The sequence below is a fragment of the Dysosmobacter sp. genome, assembly GCF_052306735.1.
Lineage (GTDB): Bacteria > Bacillota > Clostridia > Oscillospirales > Oscillospiraceae > Oscillibacter.
Genome location: NZ_DAWBAJ010000048.1, coordinates 1 through 15,207, shown reverse-complemented (window position 1 = coordinate 15,207; position 15,207 = coordinate 1). Strand labels below are relative to the sequence as shown.

The window sequence follows — 15,207 nt, the reverse complement described above, 5'->3', positions numbered from 1 at the left end:
CTGGTCCACGCCACCGAGTCCTTCCTGAGCCCCCACCGCAAGACCATGACCTCCGAGCTCTTCAGCGAGAAGGCCATGGACGTGATCCTCAAGGGCTTCAAGCTCATTGACGAGAAGGGCCAGGACGCCCGCTTCGAGTATATGGATCAGTTCGTCACCGCCTCCTTCTACGCTGGCATCGCCTTCCTGAAGGCCGGCTGCGGCCCTGTCCACGGCATGAGCTTCCCTCTGGGCGGCACCTACCATGTGCCGCACGGTGAGAGCAACTACATGCTCTTCGGCGCCATCCTGGACTATTATGACGAGCACAAGCCCGACGGCGAGATCATGAAGTTCAAGGAGCTGGTGGCCAGCATTCTGGGCTGCGAGGCCAAGAACGCCATCCCCGAGCTGAACGCTCTGCTCCAGCGCATCCTGCCTCTGCGTCCCCTGCGTGACTGCGGCTTCACCGAAGCTGACTTCAAGGCCTTCCCCCTGTCCGTGGAGGCCAACCAGCAGCGCCTGATGACCAACGCCTACTATCCCTTCGATCTGGAGAGCGAAGAGGCCATCTACAGAAAGTGCTATTGATCCCTGCAAAAAGCGAAATCACCAGCGCCCCGGGAAATATTTCCCGGGGCGCTTTTTTGCGCTATCCAAAAGCAGCAGGCAGCGGCCCTTTTGCAGGGCCGCTGCCGTTTTTCTCTCTCTTATTGTGCCGCAGCTTTGGGCTGCGAAGCCTGTTGGAGATCCTGAAGGATGGTATACACCTCATAGATCTCACGAATGGAATAGGTGGCCCGCACATCCGGCGGAACATCTTTATCCCGGGATTTTGTCAGGAAGGACTGGATATGGAATGTCATACCGAATCCTGCCTGCTGAGGGCCGATCACATCCCGTGAGAACGTATCTCCCACATACGCGCAGTGGGCTGGATCCGCCCGCATCTGATACAATGACACTTTGAAAATATTGAGGTTGGGTTTGCGATAGCCTGTGACGGAGGAGAGGGTCACGTCCTGGAAATACTCCCGGATACCGTACTCCTCCAGAATTTCATAGACCTGATAAAGACTGGCGGTGTTGCTGATGACTCCCAAACGCAGTCCCAGCCCCCGCAGGCCCTCCAACATCTGGGGAACACCCGGGCGCAGCGCCCGGTGGTAATAGGTGACCTCCCACATGTGGGCCAGTTCCTCGGCAAAGGGCTGTACAGTCTCAAAGTCCACGCCAAACTCCGTGAGGATATAGTTTCCCCAGATCTCCTCAGGTTTGAGTTCACGCTGTGTCACGTCCCGGTAAGCGGCATATCGCTTCCAGCCCCGATCCAGCATCTGCTGTGCTTCCTCCCAGTCCACATGCACCGGGATCCCTTTTTCTTTCAGGATTCGGATCACTTCCAGGGCGGATTCCCTTTTGCTGTCCGCATCCACAAAAATGTCTTCCAGCGTCCCTCCCATATCAAACAATACAGTATCAATCATAGTCTCACAGCCTTTTCAAGCTTCCGTTTTTCCGTTGCCGGCTGTGCGCCGGCGATAGCGCGTATACCAAATCGCAGACAGGGCGCATCCCAATATCACAGGTGCAGGAACAAACAGCAAAAAGACCTGCAAAAAGAGGACCTGTGCCTGGGTATTCCCCCACAGCAGGATCAGCATGGCAATGAAGCTGGCCACAGCCAGTAACGCCAGCCACAAATAAGCTGCCAGCATCATCCGCTTGTCCCGGGAAATGGGCCAGGTGAGACTGCACACCGCAGTGCCCACCAACGTGGGGACCGCCGCTTCCACGAAATTCACCAGAGCCACCGGATGTCCCGCCAGCAGCGGATCCAGCCACTCCACAATCAGCGCGTAAGCAACGCCATACACCGCCAGAAAAACAAAGCACAGGCAGAAAGAGTACAGCAGCAGCGTGCTTTTGACCTTGCCGTTTTCCGTAAACAAAAAACACGCCCAAAAGCGGTCTGCCCGTTCCTTCTGGGCCCGCTCACGCTCTTCCTTTTTCAGCCGTTCCAGTTCTCTGACCTGCATGGACGTTTCCTCCTCATGCTTTGTGGGGCGGGAGCGGATGGAGATCATCCGCTCCCGCGGTTTCATTCCTCACACGGCAGTCCGCAAGGAAACCGCCTGGTTACATATTGGGATTCTGATTGAGCCAATACTGCCACATATCCTGGCAATCCAGGAAGATGTCGTAGATGGCGCCGAAATCGTTCTCAATGGCACCCAGCTCATCCAGCTGAGCGGGGTTCTTGTCGTTGGTCATGTCGTCACGCACAGGCCAGTTGCCTTCCTTCTGGAAGGGCTCGTAACCGGCGGCAGTGCCGTCCGCGCCGCCCATGACGTAGCGGATGAAGAGGCGGGCGCCAGCGGGGTTGTCGCAGCCGGCGGCCACAAACAAAGACTCGCAGTTCAGCAGGGCGGTATAGGGCGCCAGGCCAATGCACCAGCCGATGTTGTAGCCGGACTCGTCGCGGTTCTCGATCTTGCCGGCAGAGGCCAGAGCCAGGGCGGGATCGTCCGCAGTGGAGTTGTCAACAGCCAGGACCAGCTCGTCGCCGTCGGCGATGAAGGTCATCTTCATCTGGGTGAACCGCCACAGATACTCCACACCGGCGTTGTTCTCCGGCACTTCGAAGTTGAAGTCAGAGGCGTCGTAGGTATACTCCAGAGGTTCGCCGTAGCAGTCCTCATAGGCCTTCTCCATCTGATCGGCGTTGATGATGAAGCTGGCGAACAGAGACAGGTACGCCGTCTCCGTGCCGATCTCCTTGGCAAACAGGCGGTACTTCTGGGTGCCGTCAGGGTTCTTCTCGATGATCTGCCACCAGTTGTCGATGGGCTGGCCATCGGGGAACGCCTCGGTATTATAGTACCAGAAGGACTGAGAGCTGTACAGGGGCAGGCTGTACTTCAGCAGGTCTTTATCAATATGGGAGCAGATATCCGTGGGATAATAAGGCTCAAAGATACCGGTCTGATAGTGCTCATAGAACACGGCACCGTTGACGTCCTTGGTCTGGAGCACATCGGCGGTAATGTTGTTGCTCTTGAACTCCTGCTCGGCTCTGGTGAGCACCTCATCGGAGTCCAGATCCATGACATCCACTGTCAGGCCGGGATAGTCCTCCATAAAGGGCTCCATGACCTTGAGCATCTTGGAAGAGGTGGCGTAGATCTCAATGGTGCCGCCCTCTTCCTTGGCCATCTCGTAGAGTTCCTCGTCGGTCTTGTCGCTCCAGTCATCGTACACCGGGCCAAAGAGTTCCTCACCTGTCGCAGGATCATACCCCAGAGTCATCTGACTGGCTTCCCCGCCGCCGCCATCTTCGGTGGAGTCTCCTCCTCCGCAGCCCACGAGGCTCAGCCCCATAGCTGCCGCCAGCAGCAGTGCAAAGACTTTCTTCGTTTTCATCTGGTTCTTCTCCTTTCATAATGTGGTGTTTCTGGGAACAGAGCAGCCTGCTGTCAAACCGCCCGCTTGATAAGCCGTGTGGTCTCCTTGTTGTAGATGTTGATCTTATCCTGGTCGATGAGGGCATACACCTTCTGATCCAGTTCGTAGTGGGACTGGCCGATCTCCTTGGCCAGGAACTCATCCCGTCCGGCCACCAGGGTGACGATGGTCTCGGAACCGGCGGGCTGGCTGGCATAGACGGTGACGGGAATGGCGCCGTCCACCGGCTCCCGGGAGATGACCACCTGCTCGGGCCGGATGGCCAGCACGCAGTCGAACTCGCCGCTCTTGGGGAAGGTCTCGTCGGTGAGATCCTTGGCATCGAAAGTGTGGCCGCCCAGATCGCTCTTGACCACCAGCTGGCCATTCTTCATCTCCGCCTTACCGTCCAACAGGTTGATGCGGGGATTGCCGATGAAGTCGGCAGCCTCCAGGTCGATGGGGTTGTTGTAAAGCTCCATGGGGGTGGCCACCTGATTCAAGGCGCCCTCCTTGAACAGGGCGATCCGGGTGGACATGGTCAGGGCCTCCACCTGATCGTGGGTGACGTAGATGATGGTGGTACCCAGCTCCCGGTGGAGCCGCTGGAGCTCGGCGCGCATGTCGATGCGCAGCTTGGCGTCCAGGTTGGAAAGGGGCTCATCCAGCAGCAGCAGCTTGGGACTGGAAGCCACGGCACGGGCAATAGCCACGCGCTGCTGCTGGCCGCCGGAAAGCTCTGTGGGATAGCGGTCCTTGTACTGCTCGATGCGCATCATGCGCAGGGAGTCCATGACCCGCTTGTCGATCTCCGCCTTGGACATCTTCTGGATCTTCAGGCCAAAGGCGATGTTGTCATAGGTGGTCATGTGCGGCCACAGGGCGTAGGACTGGAACACCAGGTTCAGTCCACGCTTGCTGGGCTCGGCATAGTAGGCGTCGTCGGCGTTGATCATCTCCACACCGTCGATGGTCATGATGCCGTTTTGGGGCTTCTCCAATCCGGAGACCACCCGCAGCGTGGTGGTCTTGCCGCAGCCGGAGGGACCCAGCAGCGTCATGAAGTCGCCATCCTCGATGGTGAGGTTGATGTCCCGCAGCACATGGTTGTCACCATAGAACTTATCAATATGCTTTAATTCGATCCGACTCATAATCGTTCCTATCCTTTCTTACTGATTCCAGCGGTTCCGTTCTCAGCCCCAGCTCTTGCCGATATCCGCGCCGAACTTGTTGGCGATGATATAGCATACCAGGATGAACAGCAGCACCACCACGGAGATGGCGTCCGCCATCTGGTTGTAACCATCCTGGGAATAGGTGAAGGCCAGGTAAGACATGGTACGGGTGGTGGGGGTCATCAGGATGATGATGAGATCCAGCTCCTTGGCAATGGAAATGAAGGTCAGCATGAAGCCGGAGATAAAGCCGTTTTTCGCCAGGGGGATAATGATGGATGCCATGCGCTTCCAGAAGCTGGCACCGGCAATGTCCGCCGCCTCCTCCAGCTCCGTACTGATGGCCAGCATGTTGGCCGTACCGGATTTACTGGCGAAGGGGAAGTGCTTGACCACGGAGGTCAGAACGATCAGGGTGAAGGTACCGTACAGGGAGGGCAGCAGGCCGCCGAAGTGCGGGACGCTGAACATGGAGAAGTACATGGTGGAGAACGCCACACCGCTCATCAGGTAGGGAACGAACACCATCTGCTCGGTGAGGTTGCCGTACCATTTGCCGCGGCCCCGGGAGCTGATGTAGCCCAGGAACTGGCCGCAGATGGCGGTGATGATGGAGGCGATCAGCGTCAGCCGGATGGTATTCCACAAGGCATTGAGGAAGTCCTTGTTGCGGAAAATGCCGTCCATATTGGTGTACTTTTCCGCATCTTCCACGGTACCGATCCAGTTGTAGAGGGTCAGATTGTCCAGGCCGTAGCCGTTGCCGGTGGTGATCTGGAAGGTCTCCATCACCAGCACGAACATGGGCATCACCATGGCCAGGAACAGGAAGATGGCCAAAAATCCCATCAGCGGCTTCTTGGCCTTGCCCAGAGGCATCAGGGTGCTGCGGCCGCCCTTGCCGCCCACGGTGGCGTAGGACTTGCGCACGCCCACTGCTTTCTGGTTGGAGAAAAGGATGATGGCTGCCAGGCCCACCAGCACCAGGCTCATGGCGTAGCCCACGCCCTGGGGCCCCTGCTCAATGTAGACACGCATCTTGGTGGCCAGGGTGTAGTAGCCGATCCGGTTGCCCAGGTTGGCCGCCACGCCGTATGTACCGATGGACTTGCTGATGGTCATGATGACGGCGGAGAGGATGGAGGGCAGGATCAGCGGCAGCGTGATGTAGCGCAGGATCTGCGGCTTGCTGGCGCCCTGGATCTCACCCATCTCCTCCAGCTCGGAGTTGATGGAACGCAGAGAGCCGGACACCATGATATAGGAAAACGCGTAGTAATGCATGGACATGCACAGGATAATGGCGATGGGGCCATAAGCCAGCCAGTCCGGGATCGGGAGGCCCAGGCCGGCCAGGAATCCGTTTGCTCCGCTGGTGGAGTTGCGGAACACCGCCAGCCAGCTGAGTGCCTTGGTCCAGGAGGGGATCATGTAGGGGATGATGACCAGCATGCTGAGGATCTTCTTCCCCGGGATATCCGTGCGAACCATCAGCCAGGCCAGAACGGAACCCAGAGGGACGGAGATGATGACCACGAACACGCCGATGATCAGGGAGTTCAACAGAGGCTCCCACAAAACAGCCTTGGACATGTTGCTGGCCAGCATGTATTGCCAGTAGTACAGGGTGAAATCGCCCACCTGGGCGCCATCGCCGATGCGGCGCAGCTCCGCCTGCCCCGCGGTAAAGGTCGTGGCGATCATAGTCAGCAGGGGAATGATGATCAGGCAGAACAAAATAATCAGGCTGATCAGGACGATCATATTGAAGGGGTTCTTTACCACATTCAATATCAGGTTCTTCAGCCGCCGCTTCGTCAGCGGTTTCTTGGGGAGGGCCTTCTTTGACACGATAACACCTCTTTCTGATGACTGCCGGGAATCCGCACTTTTACAAAATCTTCTTTTCAATCCCTCACGTTTCTCTTTTTTTGCCAGAATCATTTGCCTTTGCGGCTCTGGGATACCTTTCGCCATTTTGTGCAAACGTTTGCGTTTTCTGCTTTCATTATACGGAAGATTTTAAGGGTTTGTCAATTCGTATGTTCGCCATTTTGCAAAGTTTTTTTTGGTCATTTTCACAGTAATCATTCAATATGCACAATAAAAGCCGGTTTCCAAAGCAATTTTAACAATCAGAAACCGGCTTCTGCAAAGTATAGGCAAGAATACGTTTTCGTGAAAATTTTGTTTCAATCAAATTGCGCATCGTACAATCGTGCGTACACCCCGCCTGCGTTCAGCAGTTGCTCATGGGTTCCCTGCTCCGCCACGCGGCCGCCCTGCAAAACCAGAATCTGGTCGGCATTGCGCACGGTGGCCAGCCGGTGGGCAATGATGAAGCAGGTGCGCCCCTGGCGCAGCCGCTCCATGGCCAGGCTGATCTGTCCCTCCGTCTCTGTATCCACATTGGAGGTTGCCTCGTCCAGGATCACGATATCCGCCTGGGACAAAAAGCACCGGGCGATTGCCAACAGCTGCCGCTGCCCCTTGGAAACCCCGGCTCCCTCATCCGTGAGGATCGTGTCATATCCCTTGGGCAATGAGGAGATGAAGCGGTGGATGCAGGCAGCTTTGGCCGCCTGGATGATCTGCTCCCGGGTGGCGCCGGGTGTGCCGTAGGCAATGTTTTCCGCAATGGTCCCCCCAAAGAGCCAGGTGTCCTGGAGCACCATGGCCAGGCGGCGGCGCAGGCCGTCCCGGCTGTACGCCTCCACTGGGACACCGTCAATGGTGATACAGCCGGACTGGGGATGATAGAACCGCAGCAGCAGGCTCACCAGGGTGGTCTTTCCCGCTCCCGTGGGTCCCACCACCGCCACCAGGGTTCCGGCCGGGATCCGGGCGCAGAAATCCCGCAGCACCGGCCGGGCGGGATCGTAGCCAAAGGTCACATGGTCAAAGCAGATCTCCCCCCGCAGAGCGTCCGCAGACTTGGCATCGGGGCCGTCCGCCGGCTCCAGCTTCTCATCCAGCAGATCCAGCACCCGCTCCGCTGCCGCCGCAGAGGCTTGCAGCTCACTGAGCAGGTTGGCCGCCTCCCGGATGGGGCCGGAGAATTTCCGGGAGTAGAGGACAAAGGAGGAGAGGCTGCCCAGAGAAAGCCTTCCTCCCAGGTACAGCAGTGCACCAAAGACGCTGATGGCCGCCAGAGAGAGATTGTTGATGAAATTCACCGAGGGGCCTAAGGAGGCACTGGTCCTGTCCGCCTGGTAGTAGGCCTGGGAGGCCGCGTCGTTCTTGCTGCGAAACTGTTCCAGATCCGCTGCCTCCACACCGTAGATGCGGATGGCCCGCTGGCGGTCGATGCGCTCCTCCGCAAAGCCGTTGAGTGCTCCCAGCATTCTGGAACGCTGGCGGAACAGGGGGTGGATGCGCTTCATCTGATACCGGGTCAGCAGTACCGACAGCGGCACCGTCACCATGAACACCCCTGCCAGCAGCGGCGAGAGCACCAGCAGCATCACAAAGGAGCCCACCACCGTCAGACAGCTGGTTGCAATCTGCAGGAGATCCGTGGAAATGGTGGCATTCACGGTATCCACATCATAGCAGATGCGGCTGATGAGGTCGCCGGCAGGGTGGGTGTCGAAATACTCCACCGGCAGCTCGCTCATGCGGTCAAAGGCCGCCTTGCGCAGGTCGTAGGACACGGCCTGGCCCAGCCGGATCAACCGGGCGGAAACCAGGTAATTGAGCAAAGACGAGAGCGCGTAGCACACCAGCATAGCCGCGCAGTTGCGCACCACACCCCCGAAATCCACGCCCCCGGGGACTTTGCCGATGGCGTCCACCGCCCAGCCCGAGAGCATGGGCGCCACCAGTGCCAGCAAATTGGAGAGCACCATCAGCCCCACCGTCCAGACAAGCGCCCAGCCATAGGGCCTCAAAAACCGGACCAGCCGGCGCAGGACACGGTGTTTCATGCCAGGGCCCCTCCTCCCATCTGCAGCTCCGCCATCCGGCGGTAGCGCCCGCAGGTCTCCAGCAGCGTCTCATGGCTGCCCTGGGCCACGATCCTTCCCTCTTCCAGCACCAGGATCCAGTCAGCCTCCCGCAAGGACGACACCCGCTCCGAGATCACCACGGTGGTCATCCCCGGACAGTCCCGCCGCAGAGCGCTGTGGAGCTGTGCCGCCGTGCGGTAGTCCAGGCCGCTGTCCGCGCTGTCCAGAATCAAAATGGAGGGCCGCCCCGCCAGGGCCCGGGCGATCAGCAGGCGCTGGCGCTGTCCGCCGGAGAGGTTGGCGCCCCGGATATCCACCTGGGTGTCCAGCCCCTGGGGCAGCTTTTCAATAAACTCCCAGGCCTGGGCAGTCCGCGCAGCGGCTTCCACCTCCTCCCGGGGAAGCTCCCGCAGGAAGGAGATGTTCTCGTAAACGGTTCCCGCCAGCAGCGCCTCGCTCTGGAACACCACCCCAAAGGGCCGGCGCAGCGTGTCGGGAGGCACCGTCTTCACATCCTGTCCCTGAACCCATACCGCGCCGCTGCCAGCGTCGTAGAGCCGCAGCAGCAGGCTTACCAGGGTGGTCTTGCCGCTTCCGGTGGGGCCCAGGATCCCCAGGGTCCCTCCTTTTTCAATGATAAAGGAGGCGTCGTCCAGATCCTGCTCCACCCCAAGATAGGAAAAATTCACATGCTCCATGCCCAGTTCCCCGGGATGGGGAGGCTGCTCCGGCTCCACCCGCTGGATCTCCGGAGCGAGGAGTACCTCTTCGATACGGCGGGAGGAGGCGGCTCCCTTGCTGACCTTGACAAACACCTTGGCAATACCCAGCGTGGCAGTCTGGATCAGGGCAAAATAGCTTAAAAAGACCACAATCTGTCCGGCGGGCATGGCGCCGGCGTTGACCCGAAAGGCACCCAGCAGCACCACCATGGTCAATCCCGTGTTCAGCAGCAAGTCCGTCAGCGGGTTGGCCGCCGCCATGACGCAGCCGGCATCCTCCTCCGCCTTGCGGGAGGCACGGTTGGCCCCATCGAAACGGGTGCGCTCGGAACCCTGGCAGGCCAGGGCTTTGATGACCCGGACGCCGGAGGCGTTCTCCCGGATCACCCGCACCACCGTGTCCACGGCGGCCTGGGATCGTGCATAGTGGGGAATGCCCCGGCAGGTCACCAGGTAAATGGTCAGGAAGGTCAGAAGGCTCACCACCAGCTGCACCGCAGCCAGCGCCGGTTCCAGCAAAAAGGTCAGCACCAGGCCCCCCAGTACCAGCATGGGCGCCCGGATCCCGCCCCGCTGCACCTTGTCAAACATCTGATGTACATTATAAGTATCGTTGGTCAGGCGGGAGACCAGAGAGGAAATGGAGTACTGATCCGTCTGGGCGCAGGAGAGCCCCTGCACCCGGCTGTAAAGATCCTGGCGCAGGTTCCGGGTGACCTCCATGGACACCTTGGCTGCCATGCGGTTTGCCGTGATGTTGCACCCTGCTGCTCCAAAAGCCAGCAGAGCCATGGCACCGCCGGTGATCCAGATGGCCGTCAGATCCCGAACCGGAACCAGGTCGTCGATGACGTGAGCCAGCAGAAGCGGCAGCACCAGCTCCAAAACTGCTGCGGTAAACTTCACGGTGACCCCGCAGACCACACGCCATTTGTAGGGAAGCAGGTACCGCATGACTGTCCGCATCCAGGATCCCTCCCCATTGCTCAAACGTTTGCGCTTTTATCGTAATCTTAGCATACCACACCCCTGGCGCAAGTCAATCCCATTTTCCGCGAATCCGGTTTTCCCCCACCTCCCAGATCCATTTTCGTCAACTTTTTATCTTCTCGGCTCTGTTTTTGTGAAAGTTAACAGTTTATTAATTTTTTTCCTCTGTGATTCTGTGTCTTTTTACCCATTCTTTCCGATTGACTTTGCTGCTTTCACCCGTTAAAATAAAACACAACTTCCAGATGCGGAGCCCGCTCCGGGGAAGTGAATGTTCCAAAAGGAGGACACTGTGATGACCCGTTCTACCATGTATGCCATGTCTCATATGTCTCACAGTGCGTCTGCCTATCAGGCAGAGGCCTCCTGCTCCTGCGCGCATCACGCCGCTTACAATGGGATCAGCCTGATTCTGGACGCCATTATTATGGCGTCCATTATTATTTGCGTCCTGATTTGCGGCATCGGCATTTTGGCCCTGGCCATTACCCTGCTGGTACTGGTATTGGTATTGGGACTGCTGGTACGTAATCGTTTTGATTTTCATACGCCTGAAATGCGAAGACGCGCGCTGCTGTAATCTTTGATACAGTAAAGCGGTCCCGCTGAAAGGCGGGGCCGCTTTTTTGTATAATCTTTCCCAAAAGGAGAATCCAAGATGAAGAAGAAGTTTTTTGCACTCATGATGGCCATGACCATGGTCCTCTCCCTGGCTGCCTGCGGCGGAGAGACTGCCGAGACCACCAATGACGACACCACCTCTGAGGGCACTGCCTCCGGCACCGCTTTCAAGATCGGTACCATCGGCCCCCTCACCGGTGACGCTGCCATCTACGGCCAGGCCGTCGCCAACGGCGCCGCCATCGCCGTGGAGGAAATCAACGCCGCTGGCGGAGACATCCAGTTCGAGCTCAAGAGCGAGGACGATGTCAACGACGGTGAGACCTCCGTCAACGCCTACAACACCCTGATGGACTGGGGCATGCAGCTGCTGGTTGGCCCCACCACCACCGGCCCCTCCGTTTCCGTGGCTGCCAAGTGCTATGAGGACCGGACCTTCATGCTGACGCCCTCCGCCTCCTCCACCGATGTCACCTCCGGTAAGGACAATGTCTTCCAGGTCTGCTTCACCGACCCCAACCAGGGCACCAGCTCCGCAGACTACATGGCCGAGAATATGGCCGACGCCAAGATCTATATCCTCTATCAGAACGACGACGCTTATTCTCAGGGCATCCGGGACGCTTTTGTCTCTGAGGCCGAAGCCAAGGGCCTGACCATTGTGGATGAGGGCACCTTCACCAAGGACACCGCCACCGACTTCTCCGTGCAGCTGACCGCCGCTCAGGCCGCCGGTGCCGACACGCTGTTCCTGCCCATGTACTATCAGCCCGCTTCCGTCATCCTCAACCAGGCCAACGCCATGGGCTATGCCCCCACCTTCTTCGGCGTGGACGGCATGGACGGCATCCTCACCATGGAGGGCTTTGACGCCTCTCTGGCCGAGGGCGTCATGCTGCTGACCCCCTTCTCCGCCACTCTGGAGGAAAACCAGTCCTTCGTCCAGGCTTATCAGGATCAGTTCGGCGAGACCCCCAACCAGTTCGCCGCTGACGCCTATGACGCCGTGTACATCCTCAAGGAGGCCCTGGAGGCTGCCGGCTGCACCGCCGATATGTCCGCTGCCGACATCTGCGAGGCGCTGGTCCCCACCATGACCACCCTCTCCCACGACGGCCTCACCGGCAAGGGCATGAACTGGTCTGCCGACGGCGCCGTGTCCAAGGATCCCACCGCCTTTGTCATCCAGGACGGCGTGTACGTTCTGCCCCAGTAATCCCCTTTCCCATTCAATCCATCACGATGCGGCGGCTGCCGGGAGTCTCTCCCGGCAGTCCCGCCGCGTGATTTCTATGGTGGAAACAGGGGCGGCAGCCACTGGTGCTGCTGTCCGTATTTCTGCCATAGAACAGTTAAGAGAAAAAGAGGTGCTTCCTGATGGAATTTCTCTCCTACCTGATCAGCGGCATCAGTCTGGGCAGTGTGTACGCCATCATCGCCCTGGGCTATACCATGGTTTACGGTATTGCGAAAATGCTGAACTTCGCCCACGGTGATATCATCATGGTGGGCGGCTACATTTCCTTTTGCGCCATGAACTACTTGGGGCTCCCCAGCATCGTATCCGTGCTGCTGGCCATGGTGGTATGCACGGTGTTGGGTGTGGTCATTGAGGGTCTTGCTTACAAGCCCCTGCGTGCCGCTCCCTCCCTGGCCGTGCTGATTACCGCTATCGGCGTGAGCTACTTCCTGCAAAACGCAGCCCAGCTGATCTGGTCCGCCGCTCCCAAGGTCTACTCCCCCGTGGTGGCGGGCTCCCTTTCCCTGATGGGAGGACAGCTCTCCATCCCCTATGTCTCCATTTTGACGGTGGTCACCTGCCTGGTCATCATGGCCGCCCTCACCACCTTCACCAGCAAGAGCAAGATGGGCAAGGCCATGCGGGCCTGCTCCGAGGACCGCAGCGCCGCGCAGCTGATGGGCATCAACGTCAACGCCACCATCTCCATTACCTTTGCCATCGGCTCCGCGCTGGCGGCTATCGCCGGTGTGCTGCTGTGCTCCTCCTACGGCACCCTGATGCCCACCACCGGCTCCATGCCCGGCATCAAGGCCTTCACCGCCGCCGTCTTCGGCGGCATCGGCTCCATCCCCGGCGCGTTCCTGGGCGGACTGCTGCTGGGTATCATCGAGTCCATGGCCAAGGCCTACATCTCCACCAACCTGGCCAACACCATCGTCTTTGCCGTGCTGATCGTGGTACTGCTGGTGAAGCCGGCAGGCCTGCTGGGCAAGTATGTGCCTGAGAAAGTGTGAGGTGCGGGATATGAAAAAACTGACCATCAAGCGGACCACCCGCACGGATTTCATCACCTATCTGGGTGTCATCATCGCATTCATTGTCATGACCGTCCTCCGGGATCAGGGCTTTTTGACCCGCTCCCTCACGGGACAGCTGGTCCCCATCTGCTGCTATATCTCCATGGCCGTCTCGTTGAACCTGACGGTGGGCATTCTGGGCGAGCTGAGCCTGGGCCATGCGGGCTTTATGAGCGTGGGTGCCTTCTCCGGCATCATCGCTGCCATGAGCCTGCAGTCCATAATCCCCTCCACGCCGCTGCGTCTGGCAGTGGCCATGGTGGTGGGCGCGCTCTTCGCCGCCATCGCCGGCTTCATCGTGGGCGTCCCTGTGCTGCGCCTGCGGGGCGACTACCTGGCTATCGTTACCCTGGCCTTCGGCGAGATCATCAAGGACCTCATCAACTGCCTGCTGGTGGGCTATGACTCCAACGGCCTGCACATGGCCCTGAACCTCACAGGCAGCAAGTCCATCACCGATCTGAACCTGGAGTCCGATGGCATCGCCATCATCAAGGGCGCCCAGGGCGCCACCGGCACCACGACCATCTCCTCTTTCACTGCCGGCTTCGTCCTGGTAATGATCACCCTGGTAATCGTGCTGAACCTGGTGCGCAGCCGCACCGGCCGGGCTGTCATGGCCATCCGGGACAACCGCATTGCCGCCGAGAGCGTGGGCATCAACGTCACCAAGTACAAGCTCATCGCCTTCGTCACCTCCGCCGCTCTGGCCGGTGCCGCAGGTGCCCTGTACGGACTGAACTTCTCCTCTCTCCAGGCTACCAAGTTTAACTTCAACACCTCTATTCTGATTCTGGTGTTCGTGGTGCTGGGCGGCCTGGGCAACATCTGGGGCTCCGTCATCGCCGCCACTGTCCTCACCATTCTGCCGGAGGCACTGCGTGGCTTCGACGACTACCGGATGCTCATTTACGCCATCGTGCTAATTCTGGTGATGCTGGCCACCAACAATGCCCAGGCCAAGGCCCTGCTGGGCCGGATCATTCCCAAGAGAAAGGGGGCGCAGGCAAATGGCTAAGCAATTCGAGAGGGCCAAGATGGTCCCGGTGCCCAGCCGCGCCATCGTTCCCGAGCGGGATGTGGATAAGTCCCCTATTCTGGAGTGCAGCCACCTGGGCATCGACTTTGGCGGACTGCGGGCAGTAAATGACTTCAACCTCACCATCGGCCGCACGGAGATCGCCGGCCTCATCGGCCCCAACGGCGCCGGCAAGACCACTATCTTCAACCTGCTGACCAAGGTCTATCAGCCTACCCGAGGCACCATCCTGCTGGACGGCCTGGATACCTCCGGCAAGACCACTGCCCAGATCAACCGCATGGGCATTGCCCGGACCTTCCAGAATATCCGCCTCTTCGACAACCTCAGTGTGGAGGACAACGTCAAGATCGGCCTGCACAACCAGGAGCGCTACTCCGCTCTTACCGGCGTGCTGCGCCTGCCCAAATACTGGCGTCAGGAGAAGGCCGCCCACGAACGGGCCATGGAACTGCTGTCCCTCTTCGACATGCAGGACACCGCCGCCTGGAAGGCCGGCTCCCTGCCCTACGGCGCCCAGCGGCGGCTGGAGATCGTCCGGGCCCTGGCCACCAATCCCAGCCTGCTGCTGCTGGATGAGCCCGCCGCAGGCATGAACCCCTCCGAGACCGCGGAGCTGATGGAGAATATCGTCAAGATCCGGGACACCTTCCAGATCGCCGTCATGCTCATCGAGCACGACATGAACCTGGTGATGAACATTTGCGAGGGCATCTGCGTGCTGAACTTCGGCCAGGTCATCGCCAAGGGCACCCCGGAGGAGATCCAATCCAACCCCACGGTTATCGAAGCATACCTGGGCAAGAAGAAGGAGGGCTGAGAGACATGCTGAAAGTCAACGGGATCAATGTCTACTACGGCTCTATCCACGCCATCAAGGACGTCTCCTTTGAAGTCCATCAGGGGGAGATCGTCACCCTCATCGGTGCCAACGGCGCCGGCAAATCCACCACGCTGCAGACCATCTC

At 59.2% G+C, this 15,207-nt stretch carries 13 protein-coding genes and 1 pseudogene; 7 read left to right on the top strand and 7 right to left on the bottom strand.

What is annotated here, in order from left to right; translation table 11 throughout:
* A pseudogene (locus tag ACT67G_RS10300) lies at positions 1 to 570 on the top strand (4-hydroxybutyrate dehydrogenase); the annotation flags it as partial.
* A gap of 119 nt (positions 571 to 689) precedes the next feature.
* On the opposite strand, the gene ACT67G_RS10295 reads toward ACT67G_RS10300, so the two are convergent.
* The 7 genes from ACT67G_RS10295 to ACT67G_RS10265 form a co-directional block, all read right to left on the bottom strand.
* A complete protein-coding gene (locus ACT67G_RS10295) occupies positions 690 to 1,466 on the bottom strand; it encodes an HAD family hydrolase (protein ID WP_443664178.1) in 777 nt (258 codons plus the stop codon).
* A 15-nt stretch (positions 1,467 to 1,481) separates the two neighbouring features.
* Entirely contained in the window at positions 1,482 to 2,018 is a 537-nt protein-coding gene (locus tag ACT67G_RS10290) for a hypothetical protein (RefSeq protein WP_443664177.1), read from the bottom strand.
* A 100-nt stretch (positions 2,019 to 2,118) separates the two neighbouring features.
* Positions 2,119 to 3,402: an extracellular solute-binding protein gene (locus ACT67G_RS10285; protein ID WP_443664176.1), complete on the bottom strand. Its 1,284-nt coding sequence runs from the start codon at positions 3,400 to 3,402 to the stop codon at positions 2,119 to 2,121.
* A 53-nt stretch (positions 3,403 to 3,455) separates the two neighbouring features.
* Positions 3,456 to 4,577 (bottom strand): ABC transporter ATP-binding protein, encoded by a 1,122-nt coding sequence (locus tag ACT67G_RS10280; RefSeq protein WP_325247749.1) that lies wholly within the window; start codon positions 4,575 to 4,577, stop codon positions 3,456 to 3,458.
* A 42-nt stretch (positions 4,578 to 4,619) separates the two neighbouring features.
* Positions 4,620 to 6,452: an ABC transporter permease gene (locus tag ACT67G_RS10275; protein WP_443664175.1), complete on the bottom strand. Its 1,833-nt coding sequence runs from the start codon at positions 6,450 to 6,452 to the stop codon at positions 4,620 to 4,622.
* Positions 6,453 to 6,793: 341 nt separating this feature from the next.
* Positions 6,794 to 8,527, bottom strand: a complete 1,734-nt coding sequence (locus tag ACT67G_RS10270; protein WP_325247747.1) for an ABC transporter ATP-binding protein — start codon at positions 8,525 to 8,527, stop codon at positions 6,794 to 6,796.
* Positions 8,524 to 10,236 carry an ABC transporter ATP-binding protein gene (locus ACT67G_RS10265; protein WP_325247746.1) on the bottom strand — a complete coding sequence of 571 codons (1,713 nt, stop codon included), beginning with the start codon at positions 10,234 to 10,236 and terminating at the stop codon, positions 8,524 to 8,526. The genes ACT67G_RS10270 and ACT67G_RS10265 overlap by 4 nt, the downstream gene beginning before the upstream one ends.
* 319 nt (positions 10,237 to 10,555) lie before the next feature.
* On the opposite strand from ACT67G_RS10265, the gene ACT67G_RS10260 reads away from it, so the two are divergent.
* The 6 genes from ACT67G_RS10260 to ACT67G_RS10235 form a co-directional block, all read left to right on the top strand.
* Complete coding sequence (locus ACT67G_RS10260) at positions 10,556 to 10,840, top strand: hypothetical protein (protein ID WP_325247745.1); 285 nt, start codon at positions 10,556 to 10,558, stop codon at positions 10,838 to 10,840.
* Positions 10,841 to 10,918: 78 nt separating this feature from the next.
* Entirely contained in the window at positions 10,919 to 12,097 is a 1,179-nt protein-coding gene (locus tag ACT67G_RS10255; RefSeq protein WP_443664174.1) for an ABC transporter substrate-binding protein, read from the top strand.
* Between the two features lie 161 nt (positions 12,098 to 12,258).
* On the top strand, positions 12,259 to 13,137 hold the full coding sequence (locus ACT67G_RS10250; protein ID WP_325247734.1) for a branched-chain amino acid ABC transporter permease: 879 nt from the start codon (positions 12,259 to 12,261) through the stop codon (positions 13,135 to 13,137).
* A 10-nt stretch (positions 13,138 to 13,147) separates the two neighbouring features.
* Positions 13,148 to 14,218, top strand: a complete 1,071-nt coding sequence (locus ACT67G_RS10245) for a branched-chain amino acid ABC transporter permease (protein ID WP_443664173.1) — start codon at positions 13,148 to 13,150, stop codon at positions 14,216 to 14,218.
* Positions 14,219 to 14,237: 19 nt separating this feature from the next.
* Positions 14,238 to 15,059, top strand: a complete 822-nt coding sequence (locus ACT67G_RS10240; protein WP_443664180.1) for an ABC transporter ATP-binding protein — start codon at positions 14,238 to 14,240, stop codon at positions 15,057 to 15,059.
* A 5-nt stretch (positions 15,060 to 15,064) separates the two neighbouring features.
* A partial coding sequence (locus ACT67G_RS10235; RefSeq protein WP_443664179.1) for an ATP-binding cassette domain-containing protein occupies positions 15,065 to 15,207 on the top strand: 143 nt, incomplete at its 3' end.

Excerpts from the sequence above, each read along its gene's own strand:
- ACT67G_RS10295 (WP_443664178.1), bottom strand. The coding sequence starts at position 1,466 with ATGATTGATACTGTATTGTTTGATATGGGAGGGACGCTGGAAGACATT.
- ACT67G_RS10290 (WP_443664177.1), bottom strand. The coding sequence starts at position 2,018 with ATGCAGGTCAGAGAACTGGAACGGCTGAAAAAGGAAGAGCGTGAGCGG.
- ACT67G_RS10285 (WP_443664176.1), bottom strand. The coding sequence starts at position 3,402 with ATGAAAACGAAGAAAGTCTTTGCACTGCTGCTGGCGGCAGCTATGGGG.
- ACT67G_RS10280 (WP_325247749.1), bottom strand. The coding sequence starts at position 4,577 with ATGAGTCGGATCGAATTAAAGCATATTGATAAGTTCTATGGTGACAAC.
- ACT67G_RS10270 (WP_325247747.1), bottom strand. The coding sequence starts at position 8,527 with ATGAAACACCGTGTCCTGCGCCGGCTGGTCCGGTTTTTGAGGCCCTAT.
- ACT67G_RS10265 (WP_325247746.1), bottom strand. The coding sequence starts at position 10,236 with ATGCGGACAGTCATGCGGTACCTGCTTCCCTACAAATGGCGTGTGGTC.
- ACT67G_RS10260 (WP_325247745.1), top strand. The coding sequence starts at position 10,556 with ATGACCCGTTCTACCATGTATGCCATGTCTCATATGTCTCACAGTGCG.
- ACT67G_RS10255 (WP_443664174.1), top strand. The coding sequence starts at position 10,919 with ATGAAGAAGAAGTTTTTTGCACTCATGATGGCCATGACCATGGTCCTC.
- ACT67G_RS10250 (WP_325247734.1), top strand. The coding sequence starts at position 12,259 with ATGGAATTTCTCTCCTACCTGATCAGCGGCATCAGTCTGGGCAGTGTG.
- ACT67G_RS10245 (WP_443664173.1), top strand. The coding sequence starts at position 13,148 with ATGAAAAAACTGACCATCAAGCGGACCACCCGCACGGATTTCATCACC.
- ACT67G_RS10240 (WP_443664180.1), top strand. The coding sequence starts at position 14,238 with ATGGTCCCGGTGCCCAGCCGCGCCATCGTTCCCGAGCGGGATGTGGAT.